This is a genomic window from Anaerostipes caccae L1-92 (assembly GCF_014467075.1).
Classification (GTDB): domain Bacteria; phylum Bacillota; class Clostridia; order Lachnospirales; family Lachnospiraceae; genus Anaerostipes; species Anaerostipes caccae.
This window is the reverse complement of the sequence record NZ_AP023027.1, coordinates 2,053,679-2,075,492: the sequence shown is the minus strand read 5'-3', so window position 1 is coordinate 2,075,492 and position 21,814 is coordinate 2,053,679. Positions and strand designations below refer to the sequence as shown.

The following is a 21,814-nucleotide window of genomic DNA, read 5'->3' as shown; positions in this document are numbered from 1 at the left end:
AATGACGAGTAAACAGAGAGCTTATTTAAAAAGCCTGGCAATGAAGATAGATCCTGTCTTCAGGGTTGGAAAAGACAGCATATCCCCGGAACTGATCGAGGGGGTAAGAGAGGCCATAGATGCTAGGGAACTGATAAAGATCGCAGTTCTTCAAAACTGTATGGATGACCCGAAGGAAGTGGCGCAGACTTTAGCCGAGCGGACCAGATCAGAAGTGGTCCAGGTTATCGGAAAGAAGATCGTGTTATATAAAGAGTCCAGGGATCACAAGAAGATCCAGCTGCCGAAATAATATCATGGAAGGGGCTTTTCGGAGGGATTATGAAGAAAATAGGAATTCTTGGCGGGACATTCAACCCGATCCATCACGGACATCTGATCCTGGGGCAGACTGCCCTTGAGGATTTTGGGTTGGACAAGGTGCTGATCGTCCCGACCAAAAATCCGGCCTACAAAAAAATATCTAAAAATGTAGAGATCGAAGACCGTGTTAATATGGTCAGAATGGCCATAGAGAACCATCCCGGCTTTGAATTTTCTGACATTGAACTGGACAGGGAAGGATATACTTATACAGTAGATACACTGAGAAAGCTTACCAGACTGCATCCTGATGCGGAGTACTATTTTATCATGGGCGCAGATTCTCTGTATCAGATCGAATTGTGGAAAGATCCGGGACAGATCTTGTCAATGGCAACGATTTTGGTTGCATCCAGAAATGATTCCAGGAGTGCATTGGATGCACAGATTGAATACATTCAGGACAAGTATCAGGGACGTATTTATCATTTGGACAGTCCGGATTTGGAAATCTCATCGAATGAGATCAGAAAGAGGGCGTCCAGAGGACAGAGCATCCGCTATTTTGTACCGGAAAAAGTCAGACTTTATATAGAAAGAAATGATTTGTATGGAACTCAATGAAATAAAGAAAAAACTGTCGGGAAACCTGAAAGAGGGCCGTTATACACATACGCTCGGTGTGGCCTACACCGCATCTGCAATGGCAATGGCAATGGGAGCAGACATTCAGAAGGCATTCAGGGCAGGGCTGCTCCACGACTGTGCCAAAGGATATTCCATAGAACAGCAGATGAAATTCTGCGGTCAATATGGGATCATACTCACAAGAGAAATGAAAAAAAGTCCGCAGCTTCTTCATTCTGCACTGGCACCGTATATAGCAAGGGACTGCTACGGCAATGAGGATGCAGAGATTGCATCTGCGGTAGAATGTCATACAACCGGAAAGCCGGGAATGAGTCTTTTAGATAAGATTATATTTATTGCCGACTATATAGAGCCCGGCAGAAAAGACATACAGGGTCTTTCCGAGATCAGGCGGCTGGCATTCTCGGATATCGACCGATGTCTTCTTAAAATAATTGAAAATACCATGCAGTATCTGAAAAGCAGGGATCAGGCGATTGATCCAAGGACCACAGAGACTTATGAATACTACAAGGAGGGTGATCACACATGAATCAGTCTTTAGAAATGACAAAAATTGCGTATCAAGCGTTAGAAGAAAAGCTGGCCGAGGAGATCAAGGTCTTAGATATCCGCCAGATCTCCGTCATTGCCGATTATTTTATCATCGCCAACGGAAAAAATAAGAATCAGGTGCAGGCGATAGTCGACAATGTACAGGATGCTTTGCAGAAAGCAGGATATGAGATGAAACAGATGGAGGGATATCAAAATGGAACCTGGGTTTTGATTGACTTCGGTGATATTGTAATTCATATCTTTGATCAGGAAAACCGTTTGTTTTATGATCTTGAGAGAATCTGGAAGGACGGGGTGGAGGTCTCAATGGAGACCGGTGTCTAGCCCGCTGTTATAAAGAAAAAAATAGGTGAAGATTGCTGTCGCAATGGCTGAAATAATATGGCTGTGCGGCAGTTTTTTTCTTTTATAAAATTAAAAATTAAGAGACTTTTCTTTGGGTTATGATGTATAATAAAGGTAAATTAAAGGGGATTCTACAGGGAAGCATAGTATAATGGAGGGGATAGAATGAAGGGGATAAAAAAGCCGCTTATTATTTTGCTCGTCTTAATATTGTCAATACGTACAACAGGAGCCATAATGGCTGAGAATGGCGGAGCTGATCATATAATGCCTAAGGAGGAGGACTATATGTTCAGCGCAGGGGCGATTACTGGTCTGAGTACCGACTTTTTAAGCGGATTGACAGATGAGCAGAAACAGAATATTCATTTGGTGATTCCGGGTACGATCAACGGACAGACGGTAACATCGATTGCAAAAGATGCTTTTAAACTCAGTTATAATACAAAGTATTCAGGGTGCAGATTCGTAAGCCTGGATCTTTCAAATGCATCAGGGCTTACCAGTATTGGAGAGAATGCATTTTACGGAGCTTCCGGCATAAGCGGATCACTGAAAATACCTTCTAAGGTGACGGCGATCGGCAACAGTGCTTTTCGGGGATGTACCGGATTTACCGGAACACTTGTGCTCCTGGGAATTTAAAGACGATCGGAGATTACGCATTTTTTGATGTGGGACTTGGAGGAACTTTACAGATACCCGATCAAGTAACCTCCATCGGGTCAAATGCATTTAAGATCAGCGACAGCAGCCTCGTCGGTTTCTCAGGGAAGCTGACAATACCGGCAAGTGTTGAAAGTTTGGGTTCCGTTGCTTTTTCCGGAAATAAAAAGATAACATCGGTTGAATTTGAGGGGAACAAGCTGACTCAGATACCGGATTCTGTTTTCCGTTACTGCGGTCTGAACGGCGCGGTTGTGATACCGCCTTCTGTCCAAAAGATAGGAAGAAATGTATTTGATTCCACTAATTTAAAAACGATCTATCTGCCAAAAAGGACGGATGAAAGCAATACAGCGTTTATCAACTCGGGTACGTTCGGCACGTTCTCAAACAGCAAACTGACGGCAATCGTGTGTCATAAAGAGGATTTCAGTGTGGTTTGCAGTACATTAGGATCTCAGTTCAGCAAAAAGACAGGATATGAAATTTCTGTCAGTTTTGTAAACGGAGGAAGTGCTGAACCGATTGATCGGCTGTATAACCTTCCCTATAATTATACGAAAGATGATCAGGGAGTGTGGAGTGCAGACAGTACATACAGGTTTCCGCAGATACAGGGGAAAAAGTGGGGGCTCACAGAAAATGCAGTCAGCCCGGTGTCTGAAACGGATATTATAAAGCAGGAGAAACTGTATCCCATCAGTGCACTGGAAGATCCGGTCATTACCTTCGGAGACGGAATTGATAAAGTATATGACGGTGAACCGGCAGCGTTAAAAGTGACGGCGGAACACCCGATGGCAAAGCCCATAGGGAAGGCGAAAACAGGGGATGTAGTGTTTTATTATACATGGTCATGGGGAACGATCACATCATCTTCGGCAGTTTTAAAAGGCTTTGATGAGAATACTTATAATGTGACAGATGTCAGGGAACCAAGATTCCCTATTTCGTGCGGTGTTCGTGTTCAGGCGTGTCTTGTAAATGGCACGAAAGCAACTCCGTTCTATACAGTTGATCATGATTTTACGGTGCATTTGCGACAGGCTGAACCGGAAGTGAATCCTGTATATCCAAAAGGAATGACAAATATCTCGGAAGGTATGCCTCAGATTACTCTCTCAAAAGGAGATACCAAGGGTACTATAAGCTGGGACAAAGACCAGATCTTTGAGGTTGGAAAAAAAGAGTACCGATGGACCTTTGTGCCGGATAAAAATACGGACGGAAATTATAATTATGCCTCTAAATCTGGTACAGCAGTGCTGAATCTGGTGGATGGAAAAGTATTCAAAGCCACAGTGCATCAAGCAGAACACGGACACATCACTCCGGAAGGCGAGTTTGAGACTGCGCAGGGAAGCCTGACTGAGTTTCGAATTAAACCGGATGCGGGTTATCGGCTTAAATCTGTCAGCATGAATGGCCGAGATGTAACCGGAGAGATTGAAAATGATGTTTATACGCTTCATAATATTCAGTCAGACTATGAGATCAGTGCAGTATTTGCTCCACTGTCAGCGGCAGATATGAAGAAGATTGCAGATCAGCTGCCGCAGGCTGCCAGCGGAAAGCCTTTGAATGAGGAAGAAAAAATTTCGATTCTGGATGCGAAACAGCATTTTGATGCTCTGCCGGAAACATCACAGGAAGAAGTTCCGGAGGCATCGAAGAAAAAGCTGAGAGAAGCAATTTTAAGCCTGCCCCAGGTGCAGACCGAAGTGAGCGGCAACCTGCAGCTGAACGATCAGTCTCTGCTTCTGGATAATATGACTTCCGCGGATGTACAGAAGCTTTATCAAAATGACAGAAGCTTTAAAATTGAAGTAGTGGCCGCAGATACGAGACCGGATCGGGGAGAAGCAAAAGCGATAGAGGGACAGCTTCACGGAGCCACTATATATAAAAATATGGATATCCGAGTAATAAAGACCGTTGTGGAAAATAATAAAAAAACGATAGAGGACCTGTCAGTCTTGCGTTCTCCAATCCGTATTGTATTTGATATACCGGAAGAAATCAGAGCTCCTCAGTCAGGAGCCGAAAGAGAATTTTTTATCATAAGAGCACATAAGGCGGACGGAAAGATAACAGCAGAACTGCTGACGGATCAGGACGACAGCGACGCTACAGTTACAGTGGACAGTGATCAATACTCTGTCTATGCGATCGCCTATAAGGACAGTGGAATTTCAGGGAAGGATCCGCAAATACAGACACCAAAAGAAGAACGGTACGAGGTAGTGTTTGACAGCCGGGGCGGCAGCAGCGTGCCGAGTATAAAAAATATTAAATATGGTGATCACATTCAGGCTCCGCATACTCCGAACAGAAAAGGTTTTTCGTTTACAGGCTGGTATAAACAAAAGGAATGTAAAGATAAATGGAATTTTAATGAGGATATCATCACAGAAAACAGGGTCTTGTACGCGGGGTGGAAGGAGTCCGCAGATGTGGGAGGGTCACTGAGTGTTACGAATAACAGCAGCAAAAAATCAAAATTTCTGCCGAAAACAGAAGATTCTATGACTTTTAATAGTGCAGGGCGTATGGGAATAAGTATTGTTATAATGGCGCTGCTGTATAGAAAGAGAAGAAAACTTTAGATAATGAAAAAGAAGAAAAGCTGAATGCGGCTTTTCTTCTTTTTTGTATGTAAGACTGCGTAATGTATAACTGTCGGATCATGACATGCTGCGGTAAAGGCCGATAACCTTTCCTAATATAGAAACTTCATCTACAATGATCGGGTCCATAAAATCGTTTTCCGGCTGAAGGCGGTAATGCCCGTCTTCCTTGAAGAATCGTTTGACGGTGGCGGAATCTTCTATGAGGGCTACGACGATATCGTTATTCTCAGCGGAAGGAGTTTCCTCGACGATCACCATGTCACCGTCATAGATGCCGATGTTGATCATGCTGTCGCCTTTCACATGGAGAATAAAGGTGTTTTTGGAGCCAATAAACTCAGGAAGCATGGGAAAGTAGTCTTCAACGTTCTCAGTAGCGATGATCGGCTCTCCTGCAGTGACGGTTCCCACTATAGGAATGTTCACTACCTCGCGTCTCGTGAGCTGGAAGTCATCGTCTATGATCTCAATGGCTCTTGGCTTCGTCGGATCTCTTCGAATATAGCCCTTGCTCTCTAAAGACTCCAGATGGGAATGAACGGAAGATGTGGACTTCAGACTGACAGCGGCACAAATCTCACGGACTGCGGGCGGATATCCCTTTTCCAGTATCTGAGATTTTATATATTCTAAGATTTGTTCTTGTTTTGGGCTCAGCTTTTGTTTGCTCATAATGTGCCTCCTTTATTTTCTTGTTATTATCTTACCATATATTACAGATTGAAACAAGTGTTCCCGAACAAATTTTCGGAAAGACATTGACAAACGAACGCGCGTTCGTTATAATAGAACTATAAACAAATGTTCGATAGGAGGATGCGTTATGAAAACACTGAAGATAAAAGTTTTGATCACAGTCTTATTTATTGTTACGATTTTGGGTATCGCCGGTGCTGTTGTGGCGGAGAGCCGGCAGGTGGCGGGGGCTGCCGACGGCAGAGAGAAGTATTTTACCAGTATCCGGATTAAAAAAGGGGACAGTCTTTGGAGTATAGCAAAAAGCCGTATATCGGAGGAATACAGTTCTATTGGTGAGTATGTGGAAGAAGTATGCGAGACCAACCATATCTATGACGGGGAGATCAAAGAAGGTATGTACCTGGTTGTCCCATATTACAAATGATTCTGTGATGAGTATAAGATTATGAATTACTTTGGAAGCTGAATAAAAGGCCGGAACAACTCGGCATTGAGTTGTTCCGGCCTCCTGTAACAGATAAATTTCTTATCGTTTGCTCGGATATGTAGAAAAAGAGTTTACGATAGCGTTGTACACGGCTTTTCCATAAGTACCAGTATTGCTTTTCATTTTTTTTGCTTCTGTCTTGTTAGAGATGAAGCCGATTTCTGTAAGGCTGGAAGCAGTCTTTGTATTTCTCAGGACAGCCAGTCCAGTCCTGTTTTTAAGTCCACGGTTCGTAAAGCCTGTGGCAGGCCGTACATATCCATGAATCTTGTTTGACCAGTTGTAGCTGGTAAGACCTGAGGTTGACTTATAACCTTTGGAGTTATAGAGAGTCTCCGTCCCGTGGGCGGAAGGAGTCGCTGAGTTTATGTGGACACTGATAAAACGGTCAGCCCCTACATTGTTTGCCAGATCTGAGCGGTATGACAAAGATGGGTACCAGTCGGACAGCCGTGTGTAGTAGACTTTATATCCGGAATTCTTGTCAAAGTATGATTTGGCAGACTTGACGATTTTAAGTGTCAGATCCTTTTCCCTGAGCCCGTTTCCGGTAGCTCCGGAATCAGATCCTCCGTGGCCCGCATCCAACACGACGATACGGTTATATATCTTCTTCGGTGAATCATACTTTATATAGATATAGTCGGACGTCTGTGAGACTGCATAAGCCTTTATCACGTCTTTTCTCGGACGGATATAGATATTCGTATAGCCGCCGCTGTATGTGACCGTATAGGAACGGAAGTACTTGTCCGTTTTTATGTAGCGGTTGGAACTGGAGCTAAAGTGTGTCTTATAGTTGCCCTTTACCTTAATGATCAGCCTGCGGTTATCGTAATCGTCCGAGGTTGAGATGGCAGATGACGCAAGCCCTTTTGGCTTTTTTATCCTCACACTGTAGTTAGATGCAGAAGCAGTGATCCTTGTCCCGGGAGTGATACTTGAAGTACCAGAGGAAGAGGAGGCTCCTGAATTTGAACTGCCCCCTGTATTAGTGGAAGGCAGTTTCTTCGTTGTTATCAGGCCGCTTTTCTGTGAACCGCTCCATTTGTAACTGTGGCCTAAGTTCTTTGCACAGAACGCCCCTGGCACATAGATATAATTCTTTTTCTTTGCGTAAGAATATACTTTCCTTGCCGGAGTAGGCATCTTTGTCTTTTTCCCGTTTACATAGGCATACATGCTGTCGAGTGTCATGACAACAGATTTACTTCCACGTTTCAGCGTAACTTTTTTTGTTTTAGACGAATAGCTGTAAGACACCCCTAAGCTTTTCTGTTTTTTAAATAGCCAGTATGCTGAATACATAGAAGTGTTGGCCCGGGAGAATCCGGGGGCATAGGTTTTTACTGTTTTGCCGTTGACTTTTACATTTCGGCATTTCTTTTTCTGCTTTTTTCCTGCAATCTTTAGTGTATAATACTTGCCTGCTTTTGGTACAGAGGCTGCGTTTACGGTGGATGCAGGGATCGTAGCTGCTGTCAGCATCATAATTGATAAATAAGCGATAGATTTTTTTAAATTATTCATACTTTCCCGTCCTTTCGCGTAAATTGTAACATAATCGTAATAAAAATGCAATAATCATATAAAAAATCCCATAATATTTTGCTTTTTGGAGGACTCTCCAAAAGAAATATCATGGGATTCCGGATGAGGCTACGATCGTCGTCATTCAGTAATACTAAAAGGAAGCCAGGATTCCATCATAAAATGCCTTTCCGATCTTTGTATAATTGTTTTTCATGGAGGACGCCTCCGTAGGGTTGGATATGAACCCTACTTCTCCGAGAGTTGCCGCAGTTTTGGAATAAGTCAGGACAGCGACTCCGTTTACTCCGGGGACTCTTTGCTTTAAACCGCGGTCTGTAAAACCGGTGGCACTTCTGATTTTCTTATGTACATCACTGGCCAGGGCTTTGCCGGTCAGACTGCTGTACGGGGAAGGAGCTTTTCCGCCTTTTGGGTTATAGAGTGTTTCGGTACCTTTTGCTGAATAACTGATTTTGCCTACATCGTTGATATGAACACTGACAAAGCGGTCTGCACCTACGTTGTTTGCCATCTGATACCTCTCCGAAAGAGACGGATACCAGTCAGACAGTCTCGTATAGTAGACTTTATAATTGGCATTCCGATCAAAGTAATATTTCGTTTTCTGTACGATGGAGAGTGTCATGTTTTTTTCCTGAAGACCGTTTCCAATGGCTCCCGGATCGCTGCCACCATGTCCGGCATCTACGACAATAACCCTTGAGAACATAGATTTCGGGGCAGCATATTTCACATAGATATAATTAGAATCCTGTGTAATGCTGAATCCTTTGATAGAGCTTGTCTTCAGGTAGATCTTGGTCTTTCCTCCTGTGTAAGATACAGAATAGGTCAGGCTGTCTTTTATATTCCGGTTGGCAGAAGAGGAAAAATGGGTTTTATAATTGCCGTTGATATTTAAGATAAGCCGTTTGTTCCAATAATCATCTTCTGAAGTAACTGCTGAGGATGACAGGCCCGACGGTTTTTTTAAACGTATGGAATAATTGCCGCTGCCTGCGGTTATTTTTGTCTTCGGTGCCGTGGTCTGTGAGGCAGACGGTGCTTGGGCGGATGGTGTTCCGGATGAGGGAGAAGACGAAGAAGATGCCTTCATCACTCCGGACAAGAGCCGGTTGTTCCAGGTGTATGAGATGCCCAGCTTTCCGGCCACAGTCTGTCCGGGTACCATGATATAGTTTTTCTTTTTTTTCACATAACGGACTTTTCTGGGGGCAGCCGGAAGAGTGAATGATTTACCGTTTAAAGTAGCTTTCTTGCTGTTCAAAGTCATGACAACCGTCTTGCTGCCTCTTTTCAGAGTAATTTTTTTCGTTTTGCTTGTATATTTATATGAAGTACCAAGAGATTTGCACCTGCCAAAAATCCAGTAGGCAGAATACATAGAAGTAGATCCGTCCAGAAAGCCGGGCATGTTTGTTTTAATGACTGTGTTATTATATCTTGCGTTCAGAGCTTTCTTTGTGTAGGTTTTTTTGTTGTGTGTATATTGTACTTTAAATTTTGTCCCCGCGCTGATGGCAGAAGCAGGATGGATGCTTGAGGCAAGCATCAATGCTGACAGGCCAAAGCACAGAAGTGTTTTTCGATTCATATGGACTCCCCTTTTCCTTTTTTATTCTCTTTCTGCTATTATAATATATTTTTCTGTCTGAAACAACAGCGTAATCATTAATGGAAGATCATGGAACGGGAGTATCCGGTTTCGCCAATCAGCATTCGGCGTGCAAAGTTTAAAGGCCTTTGAAGTAGTGAGTGACATGGGAGACGAAGCGACCCTGTTTTCTTTGATCTGAAGATTTTAAAATATTGTCATAATTCTTGTTAAAACAGCAAAAAGGCCCAGAGAATCACATATTCAATGAAAAAACTATTTTCAATCTATATTAAAATATGGTATTCTATTATATAAGTTCGCTTCAGGAGGGAGTTGAAACCCCCTATATTATAGAAGAAGAACAATTAATGTAATAGCGACAGGAGAAGAAAATGAAAGTAGAGAACAGCTTTCGCCGGGGAGCTTTGGATTCCATTCCGATAGCGCTTGCGTATCTGGCAGTTTCTTTTGCTTTTGGAATCGCCGGGAGTGCCAAGGGTGTTCCTGTCTGGGCGGTAACGCTGATCTCTGCCACATGCCTTACATCAGCGGGCCAGTTTGCAGGACTGATTTCCATTACCGCAGGAGGATCTCTGATCGAGCTGGTTCTGTCTCAGGTTATCATCAACCTAAGATATTCTATTATGTCTATTGCGATTGGACAGAAGCTTGAATCAAGGACAAAACTTTGGAACAGATTTTTGATGGCATTTGGAGTCACCGACGAGATTTTTGCCATGGCCTGCGGCCGAAAAGGTGAGATAGGTCCAAAATATTTTTATGGACTCATGAGTTTCTCATGGCTCGCATGGACGTTAGGTACCTTCCTGGGAGCCACTGCAAGCGGGCTGCTGCCCCAGATGGTGATGAACGCGCTGGGGATTGCTATCTATGGAATGCTGACTGCGATCATTATTCCGCCGGCAAAGCATAATAAAAAAATAGTGGCAGTTATCATTGTGTCTGTATGTTTTAGTTTATTATTTCATTATGTAAAACTGTTTTCTTTCATTTCCAGTGGATTTTCCATTATTCTCTGCACGCTGATCGCAGCGGGGGCAGGGGCTGTATTGTTTCCGGTGAAGGAGGAAGAGGAATGAATCTTTGGAGATTATTTTTGTATATCATTGCAATGGCAGTGACTACATATCTTGTAAGAATGATTCCGCTGACGGTCTTCCAGAAAAAGATAACCAATCGTTTTTTTCGATCGTTTCTTTTCTATGTGCCATATGCTGTTTTGGCAGCCATGGTCATACCGGCAGTGTTTTCAGCTACAAAGAGTTTTGGATCATCCGTCACAGGTTTTGCGGCAGCGGTGATTCTCTCATACAGAGAAATGAACATCGTCACGGTAGCCTGTTTAAGCTGTGCGGCAGCTTTGGCAGCGGAGATGGTATCAGTGATATTATAAGGAAGAGGAGAAGACTATGAATTTTAATGTAGCAGTTATCAAAGGAGATGGGATCGGCCCTGAGATTGTAGACCAGGCTGTGAGAGTTCTGGATGCAGCGGCAGAGAAGTCGGGACATGAATTTACATATAAGCAGATTTTAATGGGAGGGGCATCCATTGACGCCTATGGAAAACCTCTCACAGAGGAGACACTGGAGACTGCCAGAAACAGTGATGCAGTCCTGATGGGGTCGATCGGAGGCAACACTACCACATCGCCGTGGTATCGGCTGCCTGCTGAGCTTCGTCCGGAGGCAGGGCTTCTTGCCCTGAGAAAGGGATTGGGGCTGTTTGCAAACATCCGTCCGGCTTATTTATATGAAGAGTTAAAGAAGGCATGTCCATTGAGAGACGAGATCATCGGCGACGGTTTTGACATGGTGATTATGAGAGAATTGACAGGCGGACTTTATTTTGGAGAGAGAAGCACCGAAGTGGTGGACGGCATCCGGGTAGCGAAAGATTCTCTCACATACAATGAAAATGAGATCAGAAGAATTGCAGTCAAAGCCTTTGATATCGCCCGCAAGCGAAAGAAACATGTTATCAGTGTTGACAAGGCCAACGTATTGGACTCTTCAAGACTCTGGAGACAGGTAGTGGAAGAGGTTGCAAAGGACTATGAGGATGTAACTTACGAGCACATGCTGGTTGACAACTGTGCCATGCAGCTGGTCAACGACCCAAAACAGTTTGATGTGATCCTGACAGAGAATATGTTTGGAGATATTTTATCAGACGAGGCCAGTATGATTACCGGGTCCATCGGGATGCTCTCATCGGCCAGCCTTGCAGAGGGCAAATTCGGATTATATGAGCCGAGCCATGGTTCTGCCCCTGACATCGCAGGAAAAGATATTGCCAACCCGATCGCTACAATCCTGTCGGCAGCCATGATGCTCAGATATTCGTTCGATCTGGACGCAGAGGCCGACATGATCGAAATGGCAGTGAAGAAAGTGCTGAAAGACGGATACCGCACCGTGGATATTATGTCCGACGGAATGGTCCAGGTGGGAACCAAAGCGATGGGAGATCTGATCATCGAGAGGATATAAGACAATATGATATAAAGTGCCATAGGCATATAAAAAGCCTCCGGAATCCCGGAGGCATAGATAATATTTAGGAGGAAGTGCGATATGAGTAATACTTATACAAATGGAGAGAATTTTGCTCCTCAGAGATCGTTGTTTAATGCATTGGGTTATACCAAAGAAGAGATGGAAAAGCCGCTAGTCGGTATCGTCAGCTCATACAATGAAATCGTGCCGGGACACATGAACCTGGATAAGATCGTAGAAGCAGTAAAAATGGGAGTCGCTATGGCAGGCGGAACCCCGGTCGTCTTTCCGGCGATTGCAGTCTGTGACGGAATTGCCATGGGGCATATCGGAATGAAATATTCTCTTGTGACAAGGGATCTGATCGCTGATTCCACAGAGGCAATGGCACTGGCCCATCAGTTTGACGCCTTGGTCATGGTCCCCAACTGCGACAAAAATGTTCCGGGACTCTTGATGGCAGCGGCACGCGTCAATGTACCCACAGTGTTCGTCAGTGGCGGACCAATGCTCGCAGGACGTGTAAAGGGACAGAAAACCAGTCTGTCCAGCATGTTTGAGGCGGTGGGCTCCTATGCTGCCGGTTCTATCTCCAAGGAAGAACTGGATGAATTTGAAAACAAGGCATGTCCGACCTGCGGTTCCTGTTCCGGCATGTACACGGCAAATTCTATGAACTGCCTGACAGAAGTGCTGGGCATGGGACTGAAAGGAAACGGAACCATTCCGGCAGTATATTCAGAGAGAATCAAGCTCGCGAAGCATGCAGGAATGAAAGTTATGGAGCTTCTTGAAAAAAATATCCGCCCGAGAGACATCATGACCGAAAAGGCATTTTTGAATGCACTGACTGTGGATATGGCACTGGGATGCAGCACCAACAGTATGCTCCATCTGCCGGCCATCGCCCATGAAGCAGGCGTAGAACTGAACCTGGAGCTGGCAAACGAGATCAGTGCGAAGACACCAAATCTCTGCCATCTGGCTCCGGCAGGCCATACTTATATAGAAGATTTAAATGAGGCTGGCGGCGTTTACGCAGTTATGAATGAACTAAATAAGAAAGAACTGTTACATACAGATCTGATCACCGCAACCGGAAAAACGGTGGCAGAGAATATTGAAGGGTGTGTCAACAGAGATCCGGAAGTCATCCGTCCGGTGGAGAATCCATACAGCGAGACCGGCGGAATCGCAGTGCTTAAAGGAAATCTTGCACCGGATTCCGGTGTCGTAAAACGTTCTGCCGTGGCTCCGGAAATGTTAAAGATGGAAGGGCCTGCAAGAGTGTTCGACTGTGAGGAAGATGCCATCAAAGCGATCAAAGGCGGAGAGATCAATGCCGGAGATGTGGTAGTCATCCGCTATGAGGGACCGAAAGGCGGACCGGGAATGAGAGAGATGCTCAATCCGACCTCAGCCATCATGGGCATGGGACTCGGCTCCAGTGTGGCGCTTATCACAGACGGACGTTTTTCAGGGGCTTCCAGAGGCGCATGCATCGGACACGTTTCTCCGGAGGCAGCGGTCGGCGGACCGATCGCCCTTGTGGAAGAAGGAGATATGATCTCCATCGACATTAATGCAAATACACTGAATGTAAAAGTGTCTGACGAAGAGATGCAGAGACGAAGAGAAAACTGGGTGCCGAGAGAGCCGAAGATCACAACAGGATATCTGGCAAGATATGCGTCTCTTGTGACTTCCGGAAACCGCGGTGCCATCTTAGAAATCAATCAGGACAAATAGAGAGGTATTCTTATGAAGCAATTGACGGGATCACAGATTGTTTTAGAGTGCTTGAAAGAGCAGGGGGTCGATACGGTTTTCGGCTATCCGGGCGGTGCCATCTTAAATATCTATGATGAATTATATAAGCAGCAGGACTGCTTTAACCATATTCTTACCGGACATGAGCAGGGCGCTTCCCATGCGGCGGACGGTTATGCCAGATCCACCGGAAAGGTAGGCGTGTGTTTTGCAACTTCCGGTCCGGGAGCGACGAATATTGTTACGGGGATTGCAACCGCATATATGGATTCTATCCCTATGGTGGCGATTACATGTAATGTAGGAGTCAATCTTCTCGGAAAGGACAGCTTCCAGGAAGTAGACATTACAGGGATCACGCTTCCCATCACAAAACATAACTTTATTGTCAAGAATGTAGAAGACCTTGCAGACACGATCCGAAGGGCATTTAGGATTGCCCAGACCGGAAGAAAAGGGCCGGTCCTCATCGACATTCCGAAGGATGTGACGGCAGCAGTCACGAATTATAAAGAACACAAGCCAAAAGAAATCAAAAGAAAGATTGATAATATCAAAGAAATGGATATCCGGCAGGCCATTGAACTGATCGAATCGTCCAAAAAACCGTTTATACTTGTGGGCGGTGGAGCCGTGCTCTCGGACGCATCGGAAGAACTCAGAGAATTTGTAGAAAAAGTCCACGCTCCGGTTGCCGATACACTGATGGGCAAAGGCGCCTTTGACGGGACAGATGCCCTGTATACCGGCATGCTCGGCATGCACGGGACCAAAACGTCCAATCTGGGAGTCTCGGCCTGTGATCTGCTGATCGCCATCGGAACCAGATTCAGCGACAGAGTATTGGGCAATCCGGATTCTTTCGCAAAGAATGCAAAGATCCTGCAGATCGATATCGATCCTGCGGAGATCAATAAAAATATTATGGCACATACCCATATCATCGGTGATATCAAGGCGGTACTCACGATGGTAAACCGCAGGCTCGGACAGCAGAACCACAATACCTGGGTAAAGAATGTCATGGTGGATAAAGTAAATTATCCTTTGACCTATGACAAATCGAAGCTTTCCGGTCCTCAAATCGTAGAGGCGATCTACAATCGAACAAAAGGGGATGCGGTGATTGTTACCGAAGTGGGACAGCACCAGATGTGGGCAGCCCAATTCTATCAATATAAAAAGCCGAGGACATTCCTGACATCGGGGGGGCTTGGAACTATGGGATACGGTCTGGGAGCCAGCATAGGAGCAAAAGTGGGCAGCCCTGAAAAGACCGTTATTAATATCGCAGGAGACGGATGTTTCCGTATGAATTTAAATGAACTTGCAACGGCGACCAGATATAATATTCCGATCATTGAAGTGATCATCAACAACAGTGTGCTCGGAATGGTACGCCAGTGGCAGAATCTGTTTTATTCAGAGCATTATTCTTACACGACCTTCGAGGATCCGGTGGACTTTGTGAAGGTTGCGGAAGGTATGGGTGCGCTGGCGAAACGGGTGACGACTCTTGAAGAGTTCGAGTTTGCGTTCGAGGAGGCACTCGAAGCAGGAAGACCGGTTGTTCTGGACTGTCATGTGGATCTGGACGACAAAGTCTGGCCGATGGTGAATCCGGGAGCCGCAATCCAGGAAGCGTATACAAAAGAAGACTTGGAAAAAACAACAAAGTAAATTTGGAGGATTATGAAAATGGCAAGAGTGTATAACTTTTCAGCAGGTCCGGCAGTGCTGCCGGAAGAAGTGTTAAAGGAAGCAGCAGAGGAGATGCTGGACTACAAAGGCTGCGGCATGTCTGTAATGGAGATGAGCCACAGATCTAAAATGTTCTCTGACATCATCGAGACGGCGGAAGCTGACTTGAGAGAATTGATGAACATTCCTGACAACTATAAAGTATTGTTTTTGCAGGGAGGAGCTTCTTCACAGTTTTCTGCAATCCCGATGAACCTGATGAAAAACAAAGAGGCAGACTTCATTATTACGGGACAGTGGGCAAAGAAAGCATATAAGGAAGCCAGCCGATATGGAAAAGCAAACATCATCGCTTCATCTGAAGACAAGACTTTTACATATATTCCGGATTGCTCTGATCTGAACATTTCTGAAAATGCAGATTACGTGTATGTATGCTATAACAATACGATTTACGGAACTAAGTATCAGCAGGTGCCGGATACAAAAGGAAAGATCCTGGTTGCAGACATGTCTTCCTGTATTTTGTCTGAGCCGGTAAATGTGGAAGATTTTGGAGTCATCTACTTTGGAGTACAGAAAAATGTAGGACCTGCGGGAGTTGTAGTTGCAGTCATCCGGGAAGACCTGATTACGGACGATGTGCTTCCGGGAACACCGACTATGTTAAAGTGGAAGACTCAGGCAGATGCCAAATCTTTATATAATACGCCTCCGTGCTATGGAATTTATATCTGCGGAAAAGTATTCCAGTGGCTGAAAAAACAGGGCGGACTTGAAGCAATGAAAAAGCACAATGAAGAGAAAGCAAAGATCCTCTATGATTTCTTAGACCAGAGTGAAATGTTTAAGGGAACTGTCGTAAAAGAAGACCGTTCGCTCATGAACGTTCCGTTTGTCACTGGTGATGATGAGATGGATGCCAAGTTTGTCAAAGAGGCGAAGGAAGCCGGATTTGAAAACTTAAAGGGACACCGCACCGTCGGCGGAATGAGGGCAAGTATTTACAATGCAATGCCGAAAGAAGGCGTAGAGAAGTTAGTTGAGTTCATGAAAAAATTTGAAGAAGAAAACAAATAAGGAGTGTTGAAAATGTATACAGTAAAATGCTTAAACCCTATTTCAAACCGCGGTTTGGATTTATTTACAAGCGAGTTTGAGGTAATCGACGATTTAAACGCTGCCGATGCAGTTTTAGTCCGCAGTGCATCTATGCATGATCTGGAAGTGCCGGATTCTATGCTTGCAGTGGCACGTGCGGGAGCGGGAGTCAACAATATTCCGCTGAATGAATATGCTGAAAAAGGAATCACCGTTTTTAATACGCCGGGTGCCAATGCAAATGGTGTGAAAGAATTAGTAGTTGCAGGGCTTCTTTTGGCTTCCAGGGACATCATCGGCGGTGTGAACTGGGTAAAAGAGAATGCAAAAGAGGCAGATCTTGCAAAGATGATCGAGAAGAAGAAGAAAGAATTTGCAGGAAATGAGCTGAAAGGAAAGAGCATCGGTGTCATCGGGCTCGGAGCCATCGGTGTTCTGGTTGCAAATATCTGCAATCGTCTCGGCATGAATGTCTACGGATATGATCCGTATGTATCTGTACGTTCTGCATGGAGTCTGTCAAGAATGGTAAACCACAGCAGTTCCTTAGACGAAATCTATGAGAAATGTGATTTTCTGACCATCCATGTTCCGTATATGGAGAGCACAAAGGGAATGATTGGAAAAGAAGCTGTCCAGAAGATGAAAGACGGAGCGACCATCTTAAACTTTGCAAGAGGTGAGCTGGTGGACGATCAGGCGGTACTGGACGGACTCGCATCCAAGAAGATTAAACATTATGTGACAGACTTCCCGAATCCGGCAGTAGCAGCGGCAGACGGCGTGATTACGATCCCTCATCTCGGAGCTTCCACAGAAGAATCTGAAGAAAACTGTGCGGAGATGGCAGTCGATCAGCTGATGAACTATCTGGAAAAAGGAAACATTGTAAATTCTGTTAACTATCCAAACTGTGATTTGGGAGACATCGAGGCAGAATGCAGGATTACGGTTCATCACAAAAACCTTCCGAACATGATCGGACAGCTTACATCAGCTCTGGCAGAAGAAGGATATAATATTGAAAACATGCTCAACAAGTCCAAAAAAGATTATGCATATTCTATCTTTGATGTGGAGAAGCGTCCTTCAGAGAAAGTGCTTTCAAAAATGAAACAGATCGATGGTGTCATTCGTTTAAGAGTATTATAGAGGTGAAAAATATGAGTGAAAAATTAAGAGTCGGAATTCTTGGCGCTACCGGAATGGTAGGTCAGAGATTTATTTCCCTTCTGGAGAATCATCCCTGGTTTGAGGTGACTACGCTGGCAGCCAGTCCGAGATCTGCCGGAAAATCTTATGAAGAGGCAGTAGGCGGGCGCTGGAAAATGGACACCCCGATGCCGGAGGCAGTGAAGAAGCTTATTGTAAAAAATGTAAACGAAGTGGAAGAAGTAGCATCTGAAGTAGACTTTGTTTTCAGTGCGGTGGATATGTCAAAAGAAGAGATCAAGAAGATCGAAGAAGACTATGCGAAGACGGAGACACCGGTAGTTTCCAATAACAGTGCACACCGCTGGACGCCGGACGTACCGATGGTTGTGCCGGAAATCAATCCGGAACATTTTGATGTCATTGAAAGCCAGAAGAAACGTCTCGGCACAAAGAGAGGTTTTGTTGCCGTAAAGCCGAACTGTTCGATCCAGAGCTATGCACCGGTCCTCACCGCATGGAAGGAATTTGAGCCGTATGAAGTGGTAGCAACTACATATCAGGCGATTTCCGGGGCAGGAAAGAATTTTACAGACTGGCCTGAGATGGTTGGTAATATCATCCCGTTCATCGGCGGAGAAGAAGAGAAGAGTGAGCAGGAGCCGCTTCGTCTCTGGGGGCACATCGAAAATGGAGAGATAGTAAAGGCAGAGTCTCCGGTCATTACGACCCAGTGCATCCGTGTTCCGGTATTAAACGGGCATACTGCGGCAGTATTTGTGAAGTTTAAGAAGAACCCTACAAAAGAACAGCTGATTGAAAAGCTTGTAACATTTAAGGGGATTCCTCAGGAATTAAGTCTTCCGAGTGCGCCGAAACAGATGATCCAGTATTTAGAGGATGACAACCGCCCTCAGGTAAGCATGGACGTGGACTATGAGAACGGAATGGGCGTATCCATCGGACGTCTCAGAGAAGATACCGTCTATGACTATAAATTTGTAGGATTATCCCACAATACGGTCCGCGGAGCGGCCGGCGGAGCGGTTCTCTGTGCAGAGACTTTGAAAGCCAAGGGATTCATTGCAAAAAAATAAAAAGATGTAACGAACCAGCCATTAAACAGTTTAATGGCTGGTTTTTTCTTCCACAAATTACCTCGGCAGAGATGTTACAAATGTTACAAAAACAATTGTATTTGTTCACAATTTATATTATAATAAGATTGTTTCAATGTAAAAACATTTTACGGAGACAAAGGGAGAGACAGATGAGTAAGAAAAGGATAAGATGGGGGATTTTAGGACTGGTACTGGGTCTGGCAGTTGCTTTTCCGGCAGGAGGGAAATTAAAGGCCGCCATGACAGTTGTAGAAGTAAAAAAGACAGGACAGGTCGTCGATGAGTTTCAGGGAGTGAACGCGGTTTACCGTCCGGGAAAGTGGGACGGAAATGACAAGACTTATTCCTGTGCGGCCCTGGTTAAGAAATATTATCAGGCCAGATATGGATTTACACCGTACAATCTTTTTTCCGGAGCAACGCCGGAGGAGTATGAAAAAGGCGGTAAGTTCAAAAAGGTTTCTTCACCAAAGGTGGGAGATATCGCATCGGCAGGCACACACTGGGCTATTGTTCAGAATGTTTCCGGAAACAATGTCACATTGCTTGAGCAGAACTGGAAGTGGCAGGAAAAAGGCAGGACCTATGCCAAGGCGGACAGAGTCGTATCAAAGGGTGAGATGAAGTATTTCCGTTACTATGACAAAAGCGGCAGGGAAGTGTCAAACGGCAGCAGTCCGGTGGCATCATCTACGTCCAAACCAAGGACATTGAGTATTAACAAGACAAGCCTTTCGGTCAAAACCAGAGCTACTGCAGCCCTGAAGGCAACGATCGGCAATAAGAGGAGCGGAGATAAATTGATATTCTCTTCTTCCAATAAAAAGATTGCCACAGTCTCCTCAAAAGGAGTGATAACCGGAGTCAAAACGGGCACATGCTATGTAACGGTTAAAGTCAATGGAACCAGCCTTTCAAAGAAGTGCAAGGTCAAAGTATCCCTTGGTTCCAGAATCATAAAGCTGAACGCCAGCAGGCTGACACTGATGAAAGTAAAAAAATATCCTTTGAAAGGTGTCATTTATAATAAACGGTCCAAGGACAAACTGAAGTATAAGACAAGCAATAAAAAGATCGCCACAGTCTCTTCCAAGGGAGTTGTCAAAAAGAAGAAAAAAGGAAAGGCAACGATAACCGCATGGATTCCGGGTACATCCACGAAGAAAACATGCAAAGTTACCGTAAAATAGAGTACATAGGGAAACACGCACTGCGTGTTTCTTCTGTTTTAAAGCCGAAGATATAAAAAATACTTATAAATAACAGGAGAAGAACATAAGATGATAGCATCAAGCGTGAATTGGAATGTCGTATTGAATCATTATACAGATCAGATTTTAGATTTTGCACTGAATATATTGGTGGCACTGATCATTGTCGGTGTCGGGTTTAAGCTGAGCAAATGGCTGGTTTCTCTGTTTCGGAAAGGAATGGAGAAGCGGAAAGTAGATCTCGGAGTTGTAACCTTCAGCTGTTCCTTCCTGAAAATTGCCCTGAGGTGCATTGTCATATTCATGGCAGTAGAGCGTCTGGGAGTGAAGGGAACATCTATTGTGGCTCTGTTCGGATCAGCCGGTGTTGCCGTAGGTCTGGCCCTGCAGGGGAGTCTCTCCAATATTGCAGGAGGAGTTCTTCTGCTGATCCTGAAACCGTTCCAGGTGGGAGATTATATTGTGGTGGACGGCACAGGCTGTGAAGGTGAAGTGGCATCCATGGACATTTTCTACACAAAGCTCAAGACCGTGGACAATCGGGTCATCGTGATCCCAAACGGAACACTGAGCAACAGCAATTTGATTAATAACACAAAGCAGGACAGCAGACTGATTGATTTGAAGATTGGGATTGCCTATGACAGCGATATACAGAAAGTAAAAGAGACGATGCTCGGTGTGGCGAAAAAAGAGCATATGACCCAGGATGAAAATATTCAGGTATTTGTCAGTGATCTGGCCGACAGTTCCGTGATCATGGGGCTGAGGGCATGGGTATCTACGGAGGTGTATGTTTCCACTAAGTGGTCTTTGCTGGAGCATATCAAAGATGCATTTGACCGGGAAGGCATTGAAATACCTTACAATAAACTGGATGTCAATGTTACGGAAATAAAGGGAACAGATCGGGAACAGGCTACAGTATAGGGACGAAAATATCCATAAGAAATGGAGAAAATCTGCGGTTTACAGATTTTCTCCATTTCTTTTTTGAAACAAAAGATTGTTTACTTTCTCAGTGATCCAGATTTCACTTTCTGTGATTTCGATATCGTATCCGGCAATGACCTGCTGATCGAACCGGTGTATTATTTCATCAAACTCCGGAGCATTCTCCTTTTTCTTAGGAAACCGTATTTGGGTTTCAAAGCTGTCTGCAAACTGTAATCCTGTCAATTCGCCGAGTTTAAGCCACTCCTCTTTTGTATAGAACTTGATATGTCCGTCTTTTTTCATCTGCATATATGCATCCACAAACCGTTTGTCATCATTATCATTCGGAGCGGGATCGGCAAGAAATAATTTTCCGTTTGGTTTCAATACCCTGTTGATTTCATGGAAAGTATCGGCGATTTGCGGAAAATGATGCAGAGCGTACCGGGTAATAACCAGATCAAATGTCTCATCGGCAAAAGGGAAGGCAAGACCGTCATAACTTAAAAAAATCAGATTTCTTAAGCCCTCGGTTTCAGACCTTTTTCTGTTATGATTCAATGCGTTTTCCACGATGTCCAGTCCGGTAACTTCGGCTTCCGGATATTTCCCGGCAATGGGAAAAGCCAGATAGCCTGTCCCTGTGCCGAGATCAAGAACATTCATTCCAGGGCTTATATTCAGGAAATTTAGGATCAACTCCAGATGATTTTGGTCCTGAGTCTGTTCATTGTAAAAGGTTCCTGACTTAAAACTTTCTTCAAATCCTTTTTTTGTACGTTCTATGCTCTCATATGAATCACGTTTCACTGT

20 protein-coding genes and 1 pseudogene are annotated in these 21,814 nt (G+C 44.6%); 17 read left to right on the top strand and 4 right to left on the bottom strand.

Annotation, left to right across the window (positions count from 1 at the left end):
- Position 1: 1 nt before the first annotated feature.
- The 6 genes and pseudogenes from yhbY (at position 2) to ANCC_RS10170 (ending at position 5,129) form a co-directional block, all read left to right on the top strand.
- The gene (yhbY, locus tag ANCC_RS10195) at positions 2-292 is read left to right on the top strand and encodes a ribosome assembly RNA-binding protein YhbY (RefSeq protein WP_006566704.1); all 291 of its coding nucleotides are present in this window, start codon (positions 2-4) and stop codon (positions 290-292) included.
- A 29-nt stretch (positions 293-321) separates the two neighbouring features.
- Positions 322-927, top strand: coding sequence for a nicotinate-nucleotide adenylyltransferase (gene nadD / locus ANCC_RS10190; protein ID WP_006566705.1), 606 nt, complete (start codon positions 322-324; stop codon positions 925-927).
- Positions 914-1,486, top strand: coding sequence for a bis(5'-nucleosyl)-tetraphosphatase (symmetrical) YqeK (yqeK, locus tag ANCC_RS10185; RefSeq protein WP_006566706.1), 573 nt, complete (start codon positions 914-916; stop codon positions 1,484-1,486). Before nadD ends, yqeK begins: the two co-directional genes overlap by 14 nt.
- Positions 1,483-1,836, top strand: a complete 354-nt coding sequence (gene rsfS, locus ANCC_RS10180) for a ribosome silencing factor (protein WP_006566707.1) — start codon at positions 1,483-1,485, stop codon at positions 1,834-1,836. The genes yqeK and rsfS overlap by 4 nt, the downstream gene beginning before the upstream one ends.
- 186 nt (positions 1,837-2,022) lie before the next feature.
- Positions 2,023-2,831: pseudogene (locus tag ANCC_RS18070) on the top strand (leucine-rich repeat domain-containing protein); the annotation flags it as partial.
- A 489-nt stretch (positions 2,832-3,320) separates the two neighbouring features.
- Positions 3,321-5,129 carry an InlB B-repeat-containing protein gene (locus ANCC_RS10170; protein WP_353307738.1) on the top strand — a complete coding sequence of 603 codons (1,809 nt, stop codon included), beginning with the start codon at positions 3,321-3,323 and terminating at the stop codon, positions 5,127-5,129.
- A 78-nt stretch (positions 5,130-5,207) separates the two neighbouring features.
- On the opposite strand, the gene lexA is transcribed toward ANCC_RS10170, so the two are convergent.
- Complete coding sequence (gene lexA / locus ANCC_RS10165; protein WP_006566711.1) at positions 5,208-5,825, bottom strand: transcriptional repressor LexA; 618 nt, start codon at positions 5,823-5,825, stop codon at positions 5,208-5,210.
- 151 nt (positions 5,826-5,976) lie between these two features.
- On the opposite strand from lexA, the gene ANCC_RS10160 reads away from it, so the two are divergent.
- Positions 5,977-6,276: a LysM peptidoglycan-binding domain-containing protein gene (locus ANCC_RS10160; RefSeq protein ID WP_006566712.1), complete on the top strand. Its 300-nt coding sequence runs from the start codon at positions 5,977-5,979 to the stop codon at positions 6,274-6,276.
- Positions 6,277-6,378: 102 nt separating this feature from the next.
- Here the strand turns inward: ANCC_RS10160 and ANCC_RS10155 are convergent, their stop codons facing one another.
- On the bottom strand, positions 6,379-7,869 hold the full coding sequence (locus tag ANCC_RS10155; RefSeq protein ID WP_006566713.1) for an N-acetylmuramoyl-L-alanine amidase: 1,491 nt from the start codon (positions 7,867-7,869) through the stop codon (positions 6,379-6,381).
- A gap of 154 nt (positions 7,870-8,023) precedes the next feature.
- The gene (locus tag ANCC_RS10150) at positions 8,024-9,487 is read right to left on the bottom strand and encodes an N-acetylmuramoyl-L-alanine amidase (RefSeq protein WP_022260776.1); all 1,464 of its coding nucleotides are present in this window, start codon (positions 9,485-9,487) and stop codon (positions 8,024-8,026) included.
- A 395-nt stretch (positions 9,488-9,882) separates the two neighbouring features.
- On the opposite strand from ANCC_RS10150, the gene ANCC_RS10145 reads away from it, so the two are divergent.
- From ANCC_RS10145 to ANCC_RS10100, 10 genes are all read left to right on the top strand, one after another.
- Positions 9,883-10,590, top strand: a complete 708-nt coding sequence (locus ANCC_RS10145; RefSeq protein ID WP_006566716.1) for an AzlC family ABC transporter permease — start codon at positions 9,883-9,885, stop codon at positions 10,588-10,590.
- Complete coding sequence (locus ANCC_RS10140) at positions 10,587-10,904, top strand: AzlD domain-containing protein (RefSeq protein ID WP_006566717.1); 318 nt, start codon at positions 10,587-10,589, stop codon at positions 10,902-10,904. Before ANCC_RS10145 ends, ANCC_RS10140 begins: the two co-directional genes overlap by 4 nt.
- Before the next feature lie 16 nt (positions 10,905-10,920).
- The gene (gene leuB, locus ANCC_RS10135; RefSeq protein WP_006566718.1) at positions 10,921-12,003 is read left to right on the top strand and encodes a 3-isopropylmalate dehydrogenase; all 1,083 of its coding nucleotides are present in this window, start codon (positions 10,921-10,923) and stop codon (positions 12,001-12,003) included.
- A gap of 84 nt (positions 12,004-12,087) precedes the next feature.
- Positions 12,088-13,758 carry a dihydroxy-acid dehydratase gene (gene ilvD, locus ANCC_RS10130; RefSeq protein ID WP_006566719.1) on the top strand — a complete coding sequence of 557 codons (1,671 nt, stop codon included), beginning with the start codon at positions 12,088-12,090 and terminating at the stop codon, positions 13,756-13,758.
- Positions 13,759-13,770: 12 nt separating this feature from the next.
- Positions 13,771-15,459, top strand: a complete 1,689-nt coding sequence (gene ilvB / locus ANCC_RS10125; RefSeq protein WP_006566720.1) for a biosynthetic-type acetolactate synthase large subunit — start codon at positions 13,771-13,773, stop codon at positions 15,457-15,459.
- An 18-nt stretch (positions 15,460-15,477) separates the two neighbouring features.
- Positions 15,478-16,560, top strand: coding sequence for a 3-phosphoserine/phosphohydroxythreonine transaminase (gene serC / locus ANCC_RS10120; RefSeq protein ID WP_022260775.1), 1,083 nt, complete (start codon positions 15,478-15,480; stop codon positions 16,558-16,560).
- A gap of 12 nt (positions 16,561-16,572) precedes the next feature.
- A complete protein-coding gene (locus ANCC_RS10115; RefSeq protein WP_006566722.1) occupies positions 16,573-17,733 on the top strand; it encodes a phosphoglycerate dehydrogenase in 1,161 nt (386 codons plus the stop codon).
- A gap of 11 nt (positions 17,734-17,744) precedes the next feature.
- Positions 17,745-18,830 carry an aspartate-semialdehyde dehydrogenase gene (gene asd / locus ANCC_RS10110; protein WP_006566723.1) on the top strand — a complete coding sequence of 362 codons (1,086 nt, stop codon included), beginning with the start codon at positions 17,745-17,747 and terminating at the stop codon, positions 18,828-18,830.
- 173 nt (positions 18,831-19,003) lie between these two features.
- The gene (locus ANCC_RS10105; protein ID WP_009289481.1) at positions 19,004-20,044 is read left to right on the top strand and encodes an Ig-like domain-containing protein; all 1,041 of its coding nucleotides are present in this window, start codon (positions 19,004-19,006) and stop codon (positions 20,042-20,044) included.
- A 90-nt stretch (positions 20,045-20,134) separates the two neighbouring features.
- Positions 20,135-20,995, top strand: coding sequence for a mechanosensitive ion channel family protein (locus ANCC_RS10100; protein WP_006566725.1), 861 nt, complete (start codon positions 20,135-20,137; stop codon positions 20,993-20,995).
- A gap of 39 nt (positions 20,996-21,034) precedes the next feature.
- Here the strand turns inward: ANCC_RS10100 and ANCC_RS10095 are convergent, their stop codons facing one another.
- Entirely contained in the window at positions 21,035-21,811 is a 777-nt protein-coding gene (locus ANCC_RS10095) for a class I SAM-dependent methyltransferase (RefSeq protein ID WP_006566726.1), read from the bottom strand.
- Positions 21,812-21,814: the final 3 nt, after the last annotated feature.